The sequence below is a fragment of the Streptomyces sp. NPDC026673 genome (genome assembly GCF_040638135.1).
In the GTDB taxonomy this organism is placed as follows: Bacteria; Actinomycetota; Actinomycetes; order Streptomycetales; family Streptomycetaceae; genus Actinacidiphila.
Window position 1 is genome coordinate 12,971 of the sequence record NZ_JBEZXR010000032.1, and the last position, 15,392, is coordinate 28,362.

At 73.7% G+C, this 15,392-nt stretch carries 15 protein-coding genes; 5 read left to right on the plus strand and 10 right to left on the minus strand.

What is annotated here, in order from left to right; translation table 11 throughout:
• Nucleotides 1–7: 7 nt before the first annotated feature.
• Entirely contained in the window at nt 8–331 is a 324-nt protein-coding gene (locus AB0F62_RS21885) for a DUF3618 domain-containing protein (protein WP_361801395.1), read from the minus strand.
• A gap of 100 nt (nt 332–431) precedes the next feature.
• Here AB0F62_RS21885 and bcp point away from each other — a divergent pair, with 100 nt between their 5' ends.
• Complete coding sequence (gene bcp, locus AB0F62_RS21890; protein WP_361801398.1) at nt 432–899, plus strand: thioredoxin-dependent thiol peroxidase; 468 nt, start codon at nt 432–434, stop codon at nt 897–899.
• Nucleotides 900–923: 24 nt separating this feature from the next.
• On the opposite strand, the gene AB0F62_RS21895 is transcribed toward bcp, so the two are convergent.
• Complete coding sequence (locus AB0F62_RS21895) at nt 924–1,577, minus strand: class F sortase (protein ID WP_361801401.1); 654 nt, start codon at nt 1,575–1,577, stop codon at nt 924–926.
• A 4-nt stretch (nt 1,578–1,581) separates the two neighbouring features.
• Entirely contained in the window at nt 1,582–2,556 is a 975-nt protein-coding gene (locus AB0F62_RS21900) for a hypothetical protein (protein WP_361801404.1), read from the minus strand.
• Between the two features lie 193 nt (nt 2,557–2,749).
• Between AB0F62_RS21900 and AB0F62_RS21905 the strand changes: the two genes are divergently transcribed.
• Nucleotides 2,750–3,529 carry an HAD-IIA family hydrolase gene (locus AB0F62_RS21905; RefSeq protein WP_361801407.1) on the plus strand — a complete coding sequence of 260 codons (780 nt, stop codon included), beginning with the start codon at nt 2,750–2,752 and terminating at the stop codon, nt 3,527–3,529.
• A 168-nt stretch (nt 3,530–3,697) separates the two neighbouring features.
• Nucleotides 3,698–5,104: a hypothetical protein gene (locus AB0F62_RS21910; RefSeq protein WP_361801410.1), complete on the plus strand. Its 1,407-nt coding sequence runs from the start codon at nt 3,698–3,700 to the stop codon at nt 5,102–5,104.
• On the opposite strand, the gene AB0F62_RS21915 is transcribed toward AB0F62_RS21910, so the two are convergent.
• Both AB0F62_RS21915 and AB0F62_RS21920 read right to left on the minus strand, forming a co-directional pair.
• On the minus strand, nt 5,088–6,032 hold the full coding sequence (locus AB0F62_RS21915; RefSeq protein WP_361801413.1) for a hypothetical protein: 945 nt from the start codon (nt 6,030–6,032) through the stop codon (nt 5,088–5,090). The two genes, AB0F62_RS21910 and AB0F62_RS21915, sit on opposite strands and share 17 nt — an antisense overlap.
• 56 nt (nt 6,033–6,088) lie before the next feature.
• A complete protein-coding gene (locus tag AB0F62_RS21920; protein ID WP_361801624.1) occupies nt 6,089–7,240 on the minus strand; it encodes an ROK family protein in 1,152 nt (383 codons plus the stop codon).
• Nucleotides 7,241–7,287: 47 nt separating this feature from the next.
• On the opposite strand from AB0F62_RS21920, the gene AB0F62_RS21925 reads away from it, so the two are divergent.
• Complete coding sequence (locus AB0F62_RS21925; RefSeq protein WP_361801416.1) at nt 7,288–8,358, plus strand: Gfo/Idh/MocA family oxidoreductase; 1,071 nt, start codon at nt 7,288–7,290, stop codon at nt 8,356–8,358.
• Between the two features lie 77 nt (nt 8,359–8,435).
• On the opposite strand, the gene AB0F62_RS21930 is transcribed toward AB0F62_RS21925, so the two are convergent.
• From AB0F62_RS21930 to AB0F62_RS21940, 3 genes are all read right to left on the minus strand, one after another.
• A complete protein-coding gene (locus AB0F62_RS21930; RefSeq protein WP_361801419.1) occupies nt 8,436–8,984 on the minus strand; it encodes a hypothetical protein in 549 nt (182 codons plus the stop codon).
• Nucleotides 8,985–9,112: 128 nt separating this feature from the next.
• Nucleotides 9,113–9,466: an STAS domain-containing protein gene (locus tag AB0F62_RS21935; protein WP_361801422.1), complete on the minus strand. Its 354-nt coding sequence runs from the start codon at nt 9,464–9,466 to the stop codon at nt 9,113–9,115.
• Nucleotides 9,467–9,612: 146 nt separating this feature from the next.
• On the minus strand, nt 9,613–10,353 hold the full coding sequence (locus AB0F62_RS21940) for a GAF and ANTAR domain-containing protein (protein WP_361801425.1): 741 nt from the start codon (nt 10,351–10,353) through the stop codon (nt 9,613–9,615).
• Between the two features lie 173 nt (nt 10,354–10,526).
• On the opposite strand from AB0F62_RS21940, the gene AB0F62_RS21945 reads away from it, so the two are divergent.
• Nucleotides 10,527–11,561 (plus strand): glycoside hydrolase family 6 protein, encoded by a 1,035-nt coding sequence (locus AB0F62_RS21945; protein WP_361801428.1) that lies wholly within the window; start codon nt 10,527–10,529, stop codon nt 11,559–11,561.
• 21 nt (nt 11,562–11,582) lie between these two features.
• Here the strand turns inward: AB0F62_RS21945 and AB0F62_RS21950 are convergent, their stop codons facing one another.
• Both AB0F62_RS21950 and AB0F62_RS21955 read right to left on the minus strand, forming a co-directional pair.
• Nucleotides 11,583–13,511 carry a kelch motif-containing protein gene (locus tag AB0F62_RS21950; RefSeq protein ID WP_361801430.1) on the minus strand — a complete coding sequence of 643 codons (1,929 nt, stop codon included), beginning with the start codon at nt 13,509–13,511 and terminating at the stop codon, nt 11,583–11,585.
• Nucleotides 13,508–15,310: a cellulose synthase catalytic subunit gene (locus tag AB0F62_RS21955; protein ID WP_361801433.1), complete on the minus strand. Its 1,803-nt coding sequence runs from the start codon at nt 15,308–15,310 to the stop codon at nt 13,508–13,510. The genes AB0F62_RS21950 and AB0F62_RS21955 overlap by 4 nt, the downstream gene beginning before the upstream one ends.
• Nucleotides 15,311–15,392: the final 82 nt, after the last annotated feature.

Genomic DNA, 15,392 nt, shown 5'->3' on the forward strand with positions numbered 1-15,392 from the left:
TACGACGTTACCGGCGACGCCGGCGCAGGGAGAGCCCGGCCACCACGGCGACGAGTGCCACGGCCGCCACCGCGACCGGCACGATGCGCTCCACGCGCGGCGCTCCGTCCTCCGCCACGAAGTGGCCCCGCAGCTCGGTCACGCCCCGGTTCACCGCCACGTACGCGCGGCCCGCGGTGCGGTCCACCGCGGAGGCGACCTTCGCCTTGGCGTCCGCCGCGATCGTGCTGGGGTGCACCCGCACCGCGATCTCGTCCAGCGTCGCGGCCAGCGCCTGCCGCTTGAGGGCGATGTCCGCCTCGATCTGAGCAGGGCTCCTGCCATCCGACACTGCTCCGCCTCCATCGTCCTTGTCGACCGGTACCGTGCAGACAGTCTGTCAGCCCGCCCGTGCCGATGCCCGTCGGCACCCCGAATCGGAGAACTGCACCATGAGCGAGCGCCTTCAGCCCGGCGACACCGCCCCCGCCTTCACCCTTCCCGACGCCGACGGCAACGAGGTCTCCCTCGCCGACCACGCCGGCCGCAAGGTCATCGTGTACTTCTACCCGGCCGCCCTCACCCCCGGCTGCACCAAGCAGGCCTGTGACTTCACCGACAACCTCGACCTGCTCGCGGGCGCCGGATACGACGTCATCGGCATCTCGCCCGACAAGCCGGAGAAGCTGGCGAAGTTCCGCGAGAAGGAGTCGCTGAAGGTCGCGCTGCTCGCCGACCCCGACAAGTCGGTGCTGACCGCGTACGGCGCCTTCGGGGAGAAGAAGCTGTACGGCAAGGTGGTGACCGGGGTGATCCGCTCCACGGTCGTCGTCGACGAGCAGGGCAAGGTCGAGCACGCCTGGTACAACGTCAAGGCCACCGGGCACGTCGCCAAGCTCATCCGCGACCTGGGCGTCTGACCGCCCGTCGGCTGCCGGTGGTGCTCAGGCCTTGGTGTGCGAGCCGGTCAGCGCCGCGTACACCACGACGTTCGCCGAGTAGGACTGCGTGGCGTGGTCGAAGGTGCCGCCGCAGGTGATCAGCCGCAGTTCGGGGCGGACCCCCGAGCCGTACACCCGGTCCGGGCGGAATCCGGTCTTGTCGACGAGTTCCACGCCCTCGACGGCGAACTCGGCGATCGAGCCGTCCGACCGGGTGACCTCCACCAGGTCGCCCTGCGTCACCGTGCTCAGGGCGTAGAAGACCGCCGCCTTGGTGCGGGTGTCGACGTGTCCGACGATCAGCGCCGCGCCCGCGTCGCCGGGGGCGGGCCCGCGGCCGTACCAGCCCGCCACGTTCGGGGTGCTGAACGGCGGCGGGTCCACCGCGCCGTCGGCGGTGAGCCCGCGCTCCACCAGCTTGGCGTGGATGCCGGCCGAGGCGATGTCGATCCGCAGCGGACGCGCCGGGGGCAGCGGCGTGTGGGCCGCGTACACCTGGGCGGGCCGCCCCGCCGCGCCGGACTCCGCGTCCGCCGTGGCGGCGGCCGCGGGGGCGCCCACCCCCGAGCCGGGCGGGGCCGGGTCGACGTATCCCCTCAGCCACGCCGCGCAGAGCACCACGGCGGCCGCGAGGGCCGCGACGGTACGTGGCTGCACCGGGTCAGTCCCGGGTGCGGCGGCGGTGCACCACCAGTCCGGCGGCCCCTGCCACGGCCAGCACCCCGGCCACCACGACGCCTGGCACCCCGGCCTGCCGCTGTTCCGCGGCCTGCTGGGTCGCCATGGCCCCGCCGCCCGCGGGGACGGGCGCGGACGGGAAGGCGCCGTTGTCCTCGGTGACCACCAGGGTGCCCTCGTGGGACTTGCCGTCGCAGGTGATGGAGACCCGGTACGAGCCGGCGGTCAGGCCCGAGCGGACCACGGCCGAGGCGTACATCCCGCCGTCGCTCGCCGGGGCGAGGGTGACCGGGGTGACGAACGCCGAGGAGTTGACGGTGCCCGTCTTGGCCCGGTCGCACTGGTCGGTCCGTACGTCCACGTCACCGCCGGGGCCGGCCGTGCCGGGGGTGATCTTCACCGGGCCGGCGACTCCGCCCGCGCCGCCGACTCCGCCGACCCCGCCGACCCCGCCGACTCCGCCCGCGCCGCCCGCGCCGCCCGCGCCGCCGACTCCGCCTGTGTCGTCCCGGCCGCTGGTGTCCGGGCCGCTGTCGTCACGTCCGCTGTCCCGGCCGCTGGTGTCGCGGCCGCCGTTGTCGCGTCCGCTGTCCTCGTCTTCGTCGTCGTTGTCCCGGCCGCTGGTGTCGCGGCCGCCGTTGTCGCGTCCGCTGTCCTCGTCTTCGTCCTCGTCGTCCCGTCCGCTGGTGTCGCGTCCGCTGTCCTGTCGGTCGTCGTCGCCCTTCGAGCCGAACTGCAGGAGGGGGTTGTTCCCGTTGTCGTTCTGGTCCCCGCCGCCTCCGCCTCCGCCTCCGCCGCCGCCCCCGCCCCCGCCCCCGCCGAACCGGAACGACGTCCCGCTGGAGTCGTCACCACCCGGCCCGTCGTCGGCCAGGGCGACGGGACCGCAGATCGCGATCAGCGTCGCCGCGGCGGCGGCGCACAGGGGAACGCGGGCGGCTCCCATGACAGAGCCCATGATCACAACCTCCACTCACCCGGGCTCACGTCGTCGGATTGGTCGGCCCCGGTCTTTCGAAGGTCCCTTCCCGCGCGGGCCGCCGCATGCGGTGGTGCTCCGTACGAGTCGGGGGGATCGGCCGGACCGGGGACCCAGGCCGGACACGGCTCGCACGTGCACAGGTCACTCGGCCGGACTAGAGTCCGCAGCCATGACAGCGCGCAAGCCCATCGAATCGTGGCTCACCGACATGGACGGCGTCCTGATGCACGAGGGCATCCCGGTGCCCGGTGCGGATGCCTTTATCAAGCGGCTGCGGGACTCGGGCCGCCCGTTCCTTGTCCTGACGAACAACTCGATCTACACGCCCCGCGACCTGGCGGCGCGGCTCAGCCGCATCGGCCTGGACGTGCCGGCCGAGAACATCTGGACCTCGGCGCTGGCCACGGCCCGCTTCCTGGACGACCAGCACCCCGGCGGGACGGCCTACGTGATCGGGGAGGCCGGCCTGACCACGGCCCTGCACGACGCGGGCTACGTCCTGACCGACCACGAGCCCGACTTCGTGATCCTCGGCGAGACGCGGACCTACTCCTTCGAGGCCCTGACCAAGGCCATCCGCCTGATCAACGCCGGGTCCCGGTTCATCGCCACCAACCCCGACAACACCGGGCCCTCGCCGGAGGGCGCGCTGCCCGCGACCGGCTCGGTGGCCGCCCTGATCACGAAGGCCACGGGGAAGGACCCGTACTTCGTCGGCAAGCCGAACCCGCTGATGATGCGCACCGGGCTCAACACCATCGGCGCGCACTCGGAGACCTCCGCCATGATCGGCGACCGCATGGACACCGACGTACTGGCCGGCCTGGAGGCGGGGATGCAGACGTTCCTGGTGCTCACCGGCCTGACGAAGACGGGCGACATCGACCGCTTCCCGTACCGGCCCACCACGGTCGTGGACTCCATCGCGGATCTCGTCGACCTCGTCTGACGGCGGCGCGCCCCCGGCCGGGAGGGCCGGGGGCGTCCTTCGGGATCGGGGCGGCGGTGCGGCGCCGGGCAGCGTTCACCCGCCGAACACCCTGAGGGAGGCGGGAGTTCGCGATCGCGGAGCAGGCTCTCCCCGCATTCCGCAGCGATCTTGGAAGGGCGTCCACCGATGCTGTCCCGCACCCGCACGGCCACCCTCGTCTCCGGCGCGGTCGCCACCGCGCTTGCCGCCACGCTGGTTCCGCTCCTGGGGACCCCCGCGGGCGCCGCCTCCTACGGCACCCCGACGATCTCCCTGTCCGCCTCCTACCTCTCCGGAGCGGTCGGCGGCACCGCCGACCCGGCCGTCGCGGTCACCGTCGCGCAGAGCGGCGCGGACGCCTCCGCGCTGACCGTCGCCGCCTCGGCCAGCACCAAGACCTCCGTGGCCGGCACCGGCGACGTGACCGTCACCGGTACGGGCGGCACCCGCAGCCTCACCGTCGCCCCCCGCGCCCGCGGCTATGCCGATCTGACGGTCAAGGTGACCGGCCTCGGCGGCAAGACCGCCACCAAGACGCTGCACTACGCCGCCTCCGCCGCCGTCGGCCACGCCGCCGACACCCGGTACACCACCGGCTCCAGCGACGCCTCCGCCGCCGTGGACGTCGGCGGCGGCTACATGGTCGTCGCCGACGACGAGAGCAACGTGCTGCGGCTGTACGCGCGGGACGGCTCCGGCGCCCCCGTCCGCACCTGGGACATCGGCTCCAAGGCCGGCGCCTCCTCCGAGATCGACATCGAGGCCGGCACCCGCGCGGGCGACACCATCTACTGGACCGGCTCGATGGGCAACAACAAGGACGGCGAGATCAAGGCCGACCGCTCCACCCTCTTCGCCACCACCGTCACCGGCAGCGGCGCCGGCACCCAGCTGACCGTCTCCGGATACTACGAGGGCCTGCGCGCCGACCTGATCGCCTGGGACAAGGCGGCCGGCAACCGCTACGGCTTCGCCGCGGGCGCCGCCTCCGGCGAGATACCCAAGGCCATCGACGGCTTCAACGCCGAGGGCATGGAGTTCGCCCCCGGCTCCACCAGCACCGCCTACATCGGCTTCCGCGCCCCGCTGGTGCCCCCGGCCTCCGGCGGCAAGGCGCTGCTGGTGCCGGTCACCAACCTCGACAAGCTCGTCGGCGGCAAGCCCAACACCTCCGTCCACGCCACCTTCGGCACCCCGATCACCCTCGACCTCGGCGGCCTCAGCGTCCGCGACATCCGCCGCAACGCCGCCGGGCAGTACCTGATCCTGGCCGGCTCCTGGGCCGCCGACGACAACAGCGACCCGTACGCCCTCTACTCCTGGGACGGCACCGCGAGCGGCACCCCCGTCAAGCTGCTCGACCTGCCCACCTCCGACCCGGGTGCCTGGGAGGCCGTCGTGGACGTCCCGGACCTCACCGTCCCCGGCGCCCGCGCGCAGCTGCTGACCGACAACGGTGCCGCCGACCTGTACGGCGACGGCAAGGAGGCCAAGGACCTCAGCCACCCCGAGTGGCAGAAGTCCCGCAGCACCTGGTTCACCCTCGGCGGCTGAACCGCAGGGCCGCGCCGCCCGCCACCAGCAGCATGCCGGCGCCCGTGAGCATCAGCGCGGGCGCCCGGTGGCGGCTGCCCGTGGCGGCGAGTTCGGGTCCGGGGCCCGCGCCGCCCTCGTCGCCCTTGCCCGGTCCGGTGCCGGGGCCCGGTCCGGTGCCCTTGCCCGGTCCGGTGCCGGGACCCGCGCCGGGGGAGGTGTCCGGCGCCGGGGATCCGGCCGGGCCGGCACTCGGTCGTCCGCCGCCTTCCGTACCCGGCCCCGCGCCGGGCGCGGTGGGCGTGCCGCCGTCCCCGCCGGTCTCACCGCCGCCGGGCAGGTCCGGGCGGGGCGACTGGGGTCCGGCGGTGCCGGTCCGGGGCGGGACGACGTCGAAGTCGTAGCCGGCGGACTCCCCGACCCAGTCGCCGTCCCGGCCGCGCCGCTCCATGATCGTGGCCGACGCCCTGACCCGTCCGGCGGGCGTCCGGGCCGTGAAGCGCAGCCGCAGCGCGATCGCCACCGCGCGGCCCGGCGGCAGGGTGGTGCCCGGGCCGTTCTCGCCGCCCACCACGGCGATGTTCTCGTCGTTGTCCGTGTGCTCGACGGACACCGGCCGCCAGGCGCGGTCCTGTTCGCCCCCGGCGCTCCGGGCGGTCGTCACCTCGTACTCGAGGAGGATCTGATCGGCCGTCAGTTTCCGGCCGCGGTCGACGAAGACCAGGACCGGGTGCACGTCGCGCAGGGGTTCGCGGGAGCGGTTGGCCAGCTCCACCCGGAACTCCCGGGCCCCGGCCCCCGCCGTGTACGCGTGCGGGCCGCCCACCAGCCGGGCGGTGACCGGGAAGGGTTCCTCCCCGGCCGCGCGGGGGGTCGTCAGGGCGGCCGCGGTCGCGGCCAAGGCCAGAGCGCTGCACCACCTCATGGGCAGCGAAGCTGTCACGGTCATCGGTTGATATGTCCGCGCGGCACGGTGCCGGCCCGCCTCCGCACCCGTACGGGCGGCTAGCCCACCGCCGTCTGGCCGAAGAGCGGGGCCAGCGCCAGCAGCGCGGCACCCTCGGCGACCACGCGCCGCCCGGCCGGGGCGACGGTGACGGGCACCGTGCGGCCGGCGGCGCGCAGCGTGCGCGGGTCCATCGCGGCGGCGACCTCCCGCGTGAACAGCGCGGGATCCGCCAGTACGGTACGGCCGCCGAGTACGACCCGGTCGATGTCCAGCAGGGAGACCAGGTTGGCGGCGCCGACGCCGAGCAGCCGGGCCGCCTCCTGCGGGGCGCCGCGGCCCACGGCGGCCAGGCACAGGGCCTCCAGGCAGCCCCGGTTCCCGCAGGCGCACACCGGCCCGTCCAGGGCGACCGCCTGGTGGCCGAACTCCCCGGCGCCGGTGCGGGCGCCGCGGTGCAGGGCGCCGCCGAGCACCAGGCCCGCGCCGAGCCCGGTTCCCAGATGCAGGTAGCCGAACGAGTCCCCGGCGTCCCGGTCCGCCCCGGTGCCGCCGTCGGCGTCGCCGCCGGGCGGGAGCACGGCGAGGGCGGCGGCGTTGGTGTCCTTGTCCAGTACGACGGGCAGCCCGAGCCGGTCTGCCAGCGCGTCGCGCAGCGGATAGCCCTCCCAGCCGGGCAGACCGGTGACGCGGTGAAGTACCCCCGCGGTGTGGTCGAGCGGGCCGGGGCAGGCGAGCCCGGCGCCGAGCACCGCCCCGTCCGCGCCGGGCGTCCCGGCGACGGTCTCCCGGACCAGGACCGCCACCGACTCCAGCACCCGCCCGGCCGGGCGGCCGAGGTCCAGCGGGACGGTGCGGGCGTCCACCACGCCGCCCGCCAGGTCGGCCAGCACCACGGTCAGTTCGTCGCGGTCCAGGTGCACCCCCACGGCGTACCGGGCACGGCGCGCCAGGCGCAGCAGCGTGCGCGGCTTGCCACCGGTGGGGGCGCCGCGGCCCGCCTCGTCCACCAGCCCGTCGGCGCGCAGCCGTGCGGTGATCTTGCTGACGGCCTGCGGGGTCAGCCCGGTGCGCTCCGCCAGTTCCAGCCGGCTGATGCCCGCGCCCTCGCCCGCCGTCGCCGTCCGCAGCAGGCCGAGGACGAGGGCGGCGTTGTGGCTGCGCAGCGCGGGCAGGTTCGCGCCGGAGATTGCCCTGTTCACATCTCCCATTGTGGGCACCGCTTGCACTTTGGCAACAGCGTTGCTTAAGTGGTCGCATGGCTCCCGCACCCCTTCGTGTCGGGCTGGTCGGCTACGGCCTGGCCGGCTCGGTCTTCCACGCCCCGCTGATCGCCACCACCGACGGCCTCGTCCTGGACACCGTTGTCACCGGCAGCCCGGAGCGCCGGGCGCAGGCCCGCGCCGAGTACCCGGACGTCCGCCTGGCCGACACCCCGGACGAGCTGTGGAAGCGCGCCGGCGAGCTCGACCTGATCGTCGTGGCGTCGCCCAACAAGACCCATGTCCCGCTCGCGACCGCCGCCCTGGAGGCGGGGCTCCCGGTCGTCGTCGACAAGCCGATCGCCGGCACCGCGGCCGAGGCGCACGCCCTCGCGGACCTCGCCGAGAAGCGCGGCCTGCTGCTGTCGGTCTTCCAGAACCGCCGCTGGGACAACGACTTCCTCACCCTGCGCGGCCTGGTCGAGCGCGGCGAACTGGGCGAGGTGTGGCGCTTTGAGTCCCGCTTCGAGCGGTGGCGGCCGAGCCTGAAGGGCGGGTGGCGCGAGTCCGGCGACCCCGCCGAGGTCGGCGGCCTCCTCTACGACCTGGGCAGCCACCTGGTCGACCAGGCGCTCACCCTCTTCGGTCCCGCCGTCTCCGTCCACGGCGAGCTGGACCTGCGCCGGCCCGGCGCCCAGGTCGACGACGACGCCTTCGTGGCCGTCACCCACGCCGGCGGCGTCCGCTCCCACCTGTGGATGAGCGCCACCACCGCGCAGCTCGGCCCCCGCTTCCGGGTGCTCGGCAGCACCGCCGGGTACGTCAAGCACGGCCTGGACCCGCAGGAGGCCGACCTGCGCGACGGCGCGCGCCCCGCTCCCGGCGCCGAGTGGGGCACCGAACCGGAGTCCGCCTGGGGCCTGCTCGGCGCCGGCGACGACGTGCGCCCCGTGCCGACCGTCCACGGGGACTACCCCGCCTACTACGCCGCGGTCGCCGCCGCCCTGCGCGACGGCACCCCGCCGCCGGTCGGCGCCCGCGAGGCGGCCGCCGCCCTCACCGTCCTGGAGGCGGCCGCCGTCTCCGCCCGCGAGGGACGCACCGTACGGATCGAGCCGACGGCCTGATCGCATCCCGCACGTCCCCGGGGGTACAGCGCCCGGCCGCGGTTCCGCTCCTCCCGGAACCGCCGGCCGGGCGCTCCTCACCCTCGGGCGCCGGGACCGCGGGAGTGGTCCGGCACGTCAGGGGAGAGACGGTGGGCCGTCGCCGTGCCGCCCGGCTCGGGCAGGCGGGCGCGGAAGCGCACCAGCACCGTGCCGTCCGCCGTGTGGTGCACCCGTACGCCGTCGGGGGGCTCACCGTCCCCGGTGCCGGTCAGCTCCCGGCACAGCCGGGTGGTCTCGTCCGAGGACGGCGGCTCCGGAGGCGTGCCGTCGGGCGCGGCGGGCGGCCGGCCGTAGCCGGTGTCCGTCACGCACACCGAACAACGGGCGCCGTCCACGCCCAGCGTGACGCGGAACCGGCGTGTCTGACCGTGGGCGACGACATAGCCGCAGGCGACCCCGACCGCCTCGGCCACCCGCGCCGCCGCGGCGCCGTACGCCAGGGTCTCCAGCGCCGCCCCGCTCATCCGGGCGGCCAGCGCGTCACTGCCGGGGGCACGCCGCAGGGAGAAGGTCCAGGAGACGTCGGTTGCGGATCTGTGCGGATCGGACAGGGACAGTCGTGAGGAGGCCGCGAGCTTGGCCATGGCCGGACCACGTCCTGAAGGCATAGGAGGCACTTCCGGCGACCGGGGTCCTGGGCCGCCCTGTCAGGCTAGAACACCTGAACGCGGCCGGGCTAGGGCGTGTCGGGGGCGCGCGCCCGCAGCGCGCGTCAGGCCGCGGGCTCCGGCCAGTCCGGGAGGATGGTGAAGCACTGGGTCAGCCGGGTCGCCCGCAGCGTGCGCATCGTGAACTCGTCCCGGCACACCAGCCGTACCCGCCCGGCGTGCTCCTCGGCCCGGCGCCGGGCGCGCACCAGTGCGGACAGCCCGCTGCAGTCGATGAACTCCACCGGACGCAGATCCACCACGATGTCCGGGCGGTCGGCCCCCGTCAGGGCGTCGAGCGCGGCGGACACCCCGGGCGCGGTGAGCACGTCCACCTCGCCGCCGAGCGTCACCAGGGTGCTGGCGCCGTCCGCGCGCCGGTGGATCCGGGGCGTGGGGTCTGTGGCGTCGTCGGACATGGGAACCGTCTCCGGAAGCGGGAGCATGGGGCTGCGCTACGGGCAGCGGGACGCCACCGGGGTCCGGGGTGGTGGGTCCAGCCTATGCCGGACGGGCCGTCACACGCGCGGCGGAGGAGCAGACTTGACTTTCCCCCGCGAACGGATCATGCTCCGCCGTCGCGCAGAGGGCCGGAGTCCACCGCACCCGTCACGACACCCCGCGCCAGTTCCGTCAGCCGGACCCGGTGCGTGCGCGCGTACCGCCGCAGCGCCGTGAACGCCTCGTCGACACCCACGCCCCAGCGCTCCGCCAGCACGCCCTTGGCCTGCTCCAGGACGACCCGGCTCTCCAGCGCCGCCTGCAACTGGTCCGCCAGCACCTCCTGCCGGCTCCTGGCCCGTTCCTGCAGTATCCCGATCGCGGCGGCGTCCGCGAACGCCCCGGCCAGCGCCACATCACCGCCCGGTGGCTCCCCGGGCTCACCGCGGAACAGGTTCAGCGCGCCGATCACCTCGGCCCGGCGCCGCAGCGGCACGGCATAGGTCGCCTGGAAGCCGCGGTCGCGCGCCAGCGGGGCGAAACGCGGCCAGCGGTCGTCGCAGCGCGCCAGGTCCGGGGCGGTGACCACGGTCGAGGCGCGGTAGCAGTCCAGGCACGGCCCCTCCTCCCGCTGCCGCCCCAGGAGTTCGCCCGCCCCGCCGCGGCCGGCCGCGGTCCGCAGCGCGCCCTGCCCGTCGTCCAGCATCAGTCCCGCGGCCGTCACGTCCAGCAATTCCACGCAGCGGTCGGCCAGTCGCCCCAGGAAGACGCCGACGTCGAAGTCGCCGTCCAGGGTGTCGGCCAGTTCCACGAAGACCTGCGCGAGCCTCAGCTCGCGTAACCCGTGCACGGGATGCTCTGTCACACACCGCTCCTTCCCTCGGCGGTCACGGCTTTCGCGGGGGGATTCTGCCACGGCGGCGATGCGCGGCATTCGACGGTAAAGGCGGCAACTGACCTGTTCTGAGGGCCCTTCGGCGGTTCGGTGTGCCAGGATTGACGGCGACCGGTCTCGTCCCGCCATCCAAGGGGGAGTGGATGTTCGGCACCAACACCGGCCCGTTGCGCAGGGTGGCCTGCGCGGTGTCCGCCGCCGGCCTGCTCTCCGTGGCGCTGGGCGGCTGCTTCACCACCGGGGGACCCGGGGGGAGCCGGCAACAGGGCCGCGGCCAGAGCCCCGGGGCCACGACGGCCGGGGCACCGTTCTGGGTCAACCCCGACACGGCCGCCGCGCGCCAGGCCGCGCGGTGGCGCGAGGACGGCCGGGAGGCGGACGCCGCGCTGCTGGAGCGGATCGCCAGCCGGCCCGTCGCCGAGTGGATCGGCCAGGACGACGCCCGCGGGCAGGCCCGGGGGTACACCGAGGCCGCCGCCCGCGACGGCCGCGTCCCCGTGCTCGTGCTCTACAACATCCCGCACCGCGACTGCGGTCAGTACTCCAGGGGCGGCGCCGACGACGGCGCCGGCTACCGCGCCTGGCTGGACGAGGTCGCGGCCGGCATCGGCGACCGCGAGGCGCTGGTGATACTGGAGCCGGACGCCCTCACCCACATCGTCGACGGCTGTACGCCCCGCGAGTTCCACGAGGAGCGCTACGCCCTGCTGACCCATGCGGTGGACACCCTCAAAGCGCTGCCCCGCACCAAGGTCTACCTCGACGCGGGCAACGCGGGCTGGGTCAGCGACCCGGCACGGCTGGCCGGCCCGCTGCGGGCGGCCGGCATCGGCAAGGCCGACGGCTTCGCCCTGAACACCTCGAACTTCTACACGACCACGGCGAACGCGGAGTACGGCAGGAAGCTGTCCGCCCGGCTCGACGGCAAGCACTTCGTCATCGACACCAGCCGCAACGGCCGCGGCCCCCTCGACGGCGCCCATGACGAGGCCTGGTGCAACCCGCCCGGCCGCGGCCTGGGCACGCCGCCCACCACCGACACCGGCGACGAACTCGTCGACGCCTATCTGTGGATCAAGCGTCCCGGCGACTCCGACGGCACCTGCAAGGGCGGGCCGCAGGCCGGGGCCTGGTGGCCGGAGTACGCCCTTGGGCTGGCCCGGCGCGCGGCCTCCTGACCGCGCGCCGGACCGCTCCCGTCAGGTCACCCGCACCCAGCGCGCCTCGGACGGTGTGCCCTCCTCGTCGGTGACGACGAGCATGTACCAGCCCGGCGGCACGATCGACGGGTCCTCGGGGACGGTCACGCTCACCGACCCCTTGCCGCTCCTGACGTCCAGCGCGATCGACCGCTGCTCCACGTCGGTGGCGTGGGTGACCGCGCTCGGCCGGATCAGCCGCGCGGCCTCGATGTGCTCCGCGTACGCGGTCGGGTAGGTGGCCGTGCCGCCGCGCCGCACGGCCGTCGGGCCGGCGCCGAGCGAGGGCCTGGAGTCCCGGTAGCGGTAGGCCGGGGTGTAGACCTCGATCCGCTGCTCGAAGAAGCCCGGCTTGGTGTCGTCCTTGTCCCCGAAGAGCGGGTTGGAGCCGAAGACCGCCACCCGGCCGTCGGGCAGCAGCAGCGCCTCGGCGTGGTAGTTGCGGCCGACCGCCGGGTCGGCCGCCTCCACGAAGGCGTTGCCCGCCGGGTCGTAGATCTGCGCCCGCAGGATGTCGCTGCCGCCGCGGCCCCGGTAGTCGCGGGAGCCGCCGGTGGTGAACAGGGTGTCGTCCGGCAGGATCACCGTGTTCAGGTAGCGGGTGGGCTCGGGCAGGTCGGGCCCCTCGGTGTACCGCGGGTTCGCCTCGTTCAGGTCCACCACGGCGGTGCGGGTGGTCGAGGAGCGCGACTCGCCGACCCCGCCGCCGCCCAGGACCATCACCTTCTGGTCCTGCGCGGGCGGCAGCAGCACCGAGCCGGCCGTTTCCAGGTCCCCCGCGTCCTTCAGGCCGGGGACCTCGGTGAAGCGGTTGGTGCGCAGGTCCCACAGGCCCGGGACGCGGCCCTCGTCGGCCGGCCCGTAGCCCGCGTTGGCGCCCGAGTAGAAGATCCTGCCGCCCTTCATGAGGAAGAGCGCGGGGTAGGTCGGGAAGTAGCGCTCCTTGGTGTACGTCCACTTCCGGGTCTTGGGGTCGTAGATCTCGTTCTTGCCCGGGACGACCTGCCCGATGTCGTCCAGCCCGGAGACCGAGAGCACCCGGCCGTCGGCGAGGGTGACCAGTGTCGGGTACCAGCGGGCCTCGTTCATCGGGTCGACCGGGATGTAGCGCTCGGCGACCGGGTCGAACTCGTAGGTCTCCTTGATCCCCTGGAAGTCCTTCTTGTCCAGGCCGAGCTTGGTGGCCAGTCCGTAGAAGTTGTTCCGGTCCTCGCCCTCCAGACCCCGGATCTCGTACTGGGCCGCGGTGTTGACGATGCCCTTCTCGCCCTTCACCAGGGACTGCACGAACACCCGCACCTCGCTCGCGGTGACCGTGACCCGGCCGGTCTTCTTGTCGACCGTCTTCTTCGCACGCGGGACGTTGACGGGGAACTCCGAGCGGAAGGCCCTGCCGTTCTCGTTGTTGACGAAGATCGTGCCCTTGGGGAAGTTCCGCGGTGCGTCCGGGTCCTCGTTCTTGATGAGCATGGCGCCGCCCGCCCGGTCCACGGCTTCCTTGAGCTTCTCGTAACGGGCGGTTCCGCCGGCCACCAGCAGCGTGCCGTCGGCCAGCTGGGTGTGGCCGGCGCAGAACATGTCCTTGGGGGTGTCGATCTCCTTGAAGGTGTTCTTCACCGGGTCCCAGAGCACGCTCTTGAAGGACTTGGCCTTGAAGTTCCGCTCGTCGTTGCCGGAGCCGGCGATCAGCAGCACCTTGCCGGTGCGCAGCAGCGCGGCGTGGATGGCGTTGATGCGGTACTTCTCGGGGACGTCGACCATGTCCCAGTGCCCGTAGGCGGCCTTGTACCCGGGCTGGTTGATCTTGTAGTCGTGGTATTTCGCGGCCGAGTAGCCGTAGATCGCCGGGGCGTTCATGCCGGCGAGGACTCCCACGGCGGTGCCCCCGACGGCGATCTTCCGCAGTCTGCGACCGGGTCGGTAGCTCATCGGGCGGCGCTCCTGGAACGTACGAGGGACAGGGACCATACGGCCATCGGTGCCAGCGCCAGGACGAACGCCAGCGTCGCCCACGTGCGCATCGCCACATGGGTGTGGTTGTTGAAGAAGCTCGCCGCGAGCGATCCGCCGAAGACGAGCAGCCAGAACAGGTGGATGCGGAAGGTGGACAGCAGCCGGTCGGGGCTCGCGGAATCACCCTTGGGCGTGACCACGAATCTGCTCTTGCGCCGGAGCACCGCGTCCATCAGCGAGCGGGCGTAGATCGGCGCGGAGAGCGCCGACATGACCATGCCCGCCGCTCCCGAGGAGCCCTCGGGTTCGTGGGGGCTGACGTTGTGCCGCCGGTTCCAGACGTACAGGCCGATCTGGAGGGCGGCGGCGTCGCTGTAGAGCATCATCCAGACCTCGGAGTCGATCTGGATGCCGGAGGCGCCGAGCCCGAGGAACAGGGCGCAGCTGAGGCCGCCCAGGATCCAGTTGACGGCCGTCATCGGGTAGTACACGACCATCAGCGTGTAGTTGAGCAGCCGCCCGGGGGAGAGGGTGAACGGCACCTTCCAGAACTGCTTGATGAGGGTCTCGTAGGTGCCCCGGCTCCACCGCAGCTGCTGGGTGAAGAAGTCGGTCCAGGAGGACGGTCCCTCGCCGACGGCCAGCACGTCCGGGGTGTAGACCGAGCGCCATGTGCGGCCGGTGGCGGGATTGCGGTGCCGGTGCAGCTCCAGGCCGGTGGCCATGTCCTCGGTGATGGAGTCGTACAGCCCGCCGACGCTCTTGACGGCACTGACGCGGACGGCGTTGTTGGTGCCGACGAACATGGGCGAGCCGTAGCGGTTGCCGGCCCGCTGGATGAGCGCGTGGAAGAGGAACTGCTGGCTCTCGGCGGCCTTGGTGACCGCGCTGTCGTAGTTGCCGTAGACCTGGGGGCCGACGACGAAGGCGATGTCCGGATCGCGGAAGTAACCGAGCATCCGCTCCAGGAAGTTGGGGAGCGGGACGTGGTCGGTGTCGACGGAGGCGAAGACGTCGTAGTCGTCGCCGTGGGCGTCGAGCCAGGCGTTGTAGTTGCCGTGCTTGGTCCGGGCGCGGAAGGCGCCGGAGGGCTGGTTCCACCGCTCGACGCCCTTGCGGGTGAAGTGGCGGACGCCCAGCCGTTCGCACAGGCGCTTGACGTCGGCGTCGTCGCCCTCGTCCAGGAGCCAGATGTGCAGCGTGCCGCGGTGGCGCAGCCGGACCGCGGCCTCCAGGGTCGCGCGCACCATCTCCAGGGGCTCCTTGCCCGGGACGAAGGTGGTCAGGAAGGCGACCTTGGTGCCCTGTTCGGGGACCACGGGTATCGGGTCGCGCGCGACGAGTGTCGCGTGGGCGTTCGACGTGACGTTGATCAGCCGGAAGAGCTCGATCAGGCCGATGGATATGAGCATCACGAGGTCGCAGGCGGTCATCCAGCCGGGCGCGTGCTCCCGGCGGGTCCAGTGGGCCGGCTGCATCAGCCAGGCGAGCAGCACCGCGGAGAGCACCGGGGCCGCGCAGAGCAGCAGCGCCGCGCGTATCCGGTGGGGTTCCTCGGAGAGCAGGCTGCGGTACTTCACCCGGTACGGGACGCCGGGGTCGGGCTCGGTGAGCGGGCCCGCGAGTCTGCTGTAGTGCTCGTAGTCGTACCGGGGTGCCACCGCGCCGGGCTCCGGCCGGGAGGGGCCGGGGCGGGTCTGCTGGGGTATGACGGGCACGGGCGTGCCGGCACGAGGGTCGGTGGTGTACTGCTGGGCGCCGGGTGTCGGCGGCATGTGGATGCTCCCCCCGAAGCATGTGCGCCGCTGTCGCGGCGGTGTTGGTGTCCCCGGGCGCTGCGGCCCCCCGCCCCCGGGG

Excerpts from the sequence above, each read along its gene's own strand:
- bcp (WP_361801398.1), top strand. The coding sequence starts at position 432 with ATGAGCGAGCGCCTTCAGCCCGGCGACACCGCCCCCGCCTTCACCCTT.
- AB0F62_RS21900 (WP_361801404.1), bottom strand. The coding sequence starts at position 2,556 with ATGGGCTCTGTCATGGGAGCCGCCCGCGTTCCCCTGTGCGCCGCCGCC.
- AB0F62_RS21905 (WP_361801407.1), top strand. The coding sequence starts at position 2,750 with ATGACAGCGCGCAAGCCCATCGAATCGTGGCTCACCGACATGGACGGC.
- AB0F62_RS21910 (WP_361801410.1), top strand. The coding sequence starts at position 3,698 with ATGCTGTCCCGCACCCGCACGGCCACCCTCGTCTCCGGCGCGGTCGCC.
- AB0F62_RS21915 (WP_361801413.1), bottom strand. The coding sequence starts at position 6,032 with ATGACCGTGACAGCTTCGCTGCCCATGAGGTGGTGCAGCGCTCTGGCC.
- AB0F62_RS21920 (WP_361801624.1), bottom strand. The coding sequence starts at position 7,240 with ATGGGAGATGTGAACAGGGCAATCTCCGGCGCGAACCTGCCCGCGCTG.
- AB0F62_RS21925 (WP_361801416.1), top strand. The coding sequence starts at position 7,288 with ATGGCTCCCGCACCCCTTCGTGTCGGGCTGGTCGGCTACGGCCTGGCC.
- AB0F62_RS21930 (WP_361801419.1), bottom strand. The coding sequence starts at position 8,984 with ATGGCCAAGCTCGCGGCCTCCTCACGACTGTCCCTGTCCGATCCGCAC.
- AB0F62_RS21935 (WP_361801422.1), bottom strand. The coding sequence starts at position 9,466 with ATGTCCGACGACGCCACAGACCCCACGCCCCGGATCCACCGGCGCGCG.
- AB0F62_RS21945 (WP_361801428.1), top strand. The coding sequence starts at position 10,527 with ATGTTCGGCACCAACACCGGCCCGTTGCGCAGGGTGGCCTGCGCGGTG.
- AB0F62_RS21950 (WP_361801430.1), bottom strand. The coding sequence starts at position 13,511 with ATGAGCTACCGACCCGGTCGCAGACTGCGGAAGATCGCCGTCGGGGGC.
- AB0F62_RS21955 (WP_361801433.1), bottom strand. The coding sequence starts at position 15,310 with ATGCCGCCGACACCCGGCGCCCAGCAGTACACCACCGACCCTCGTGCC.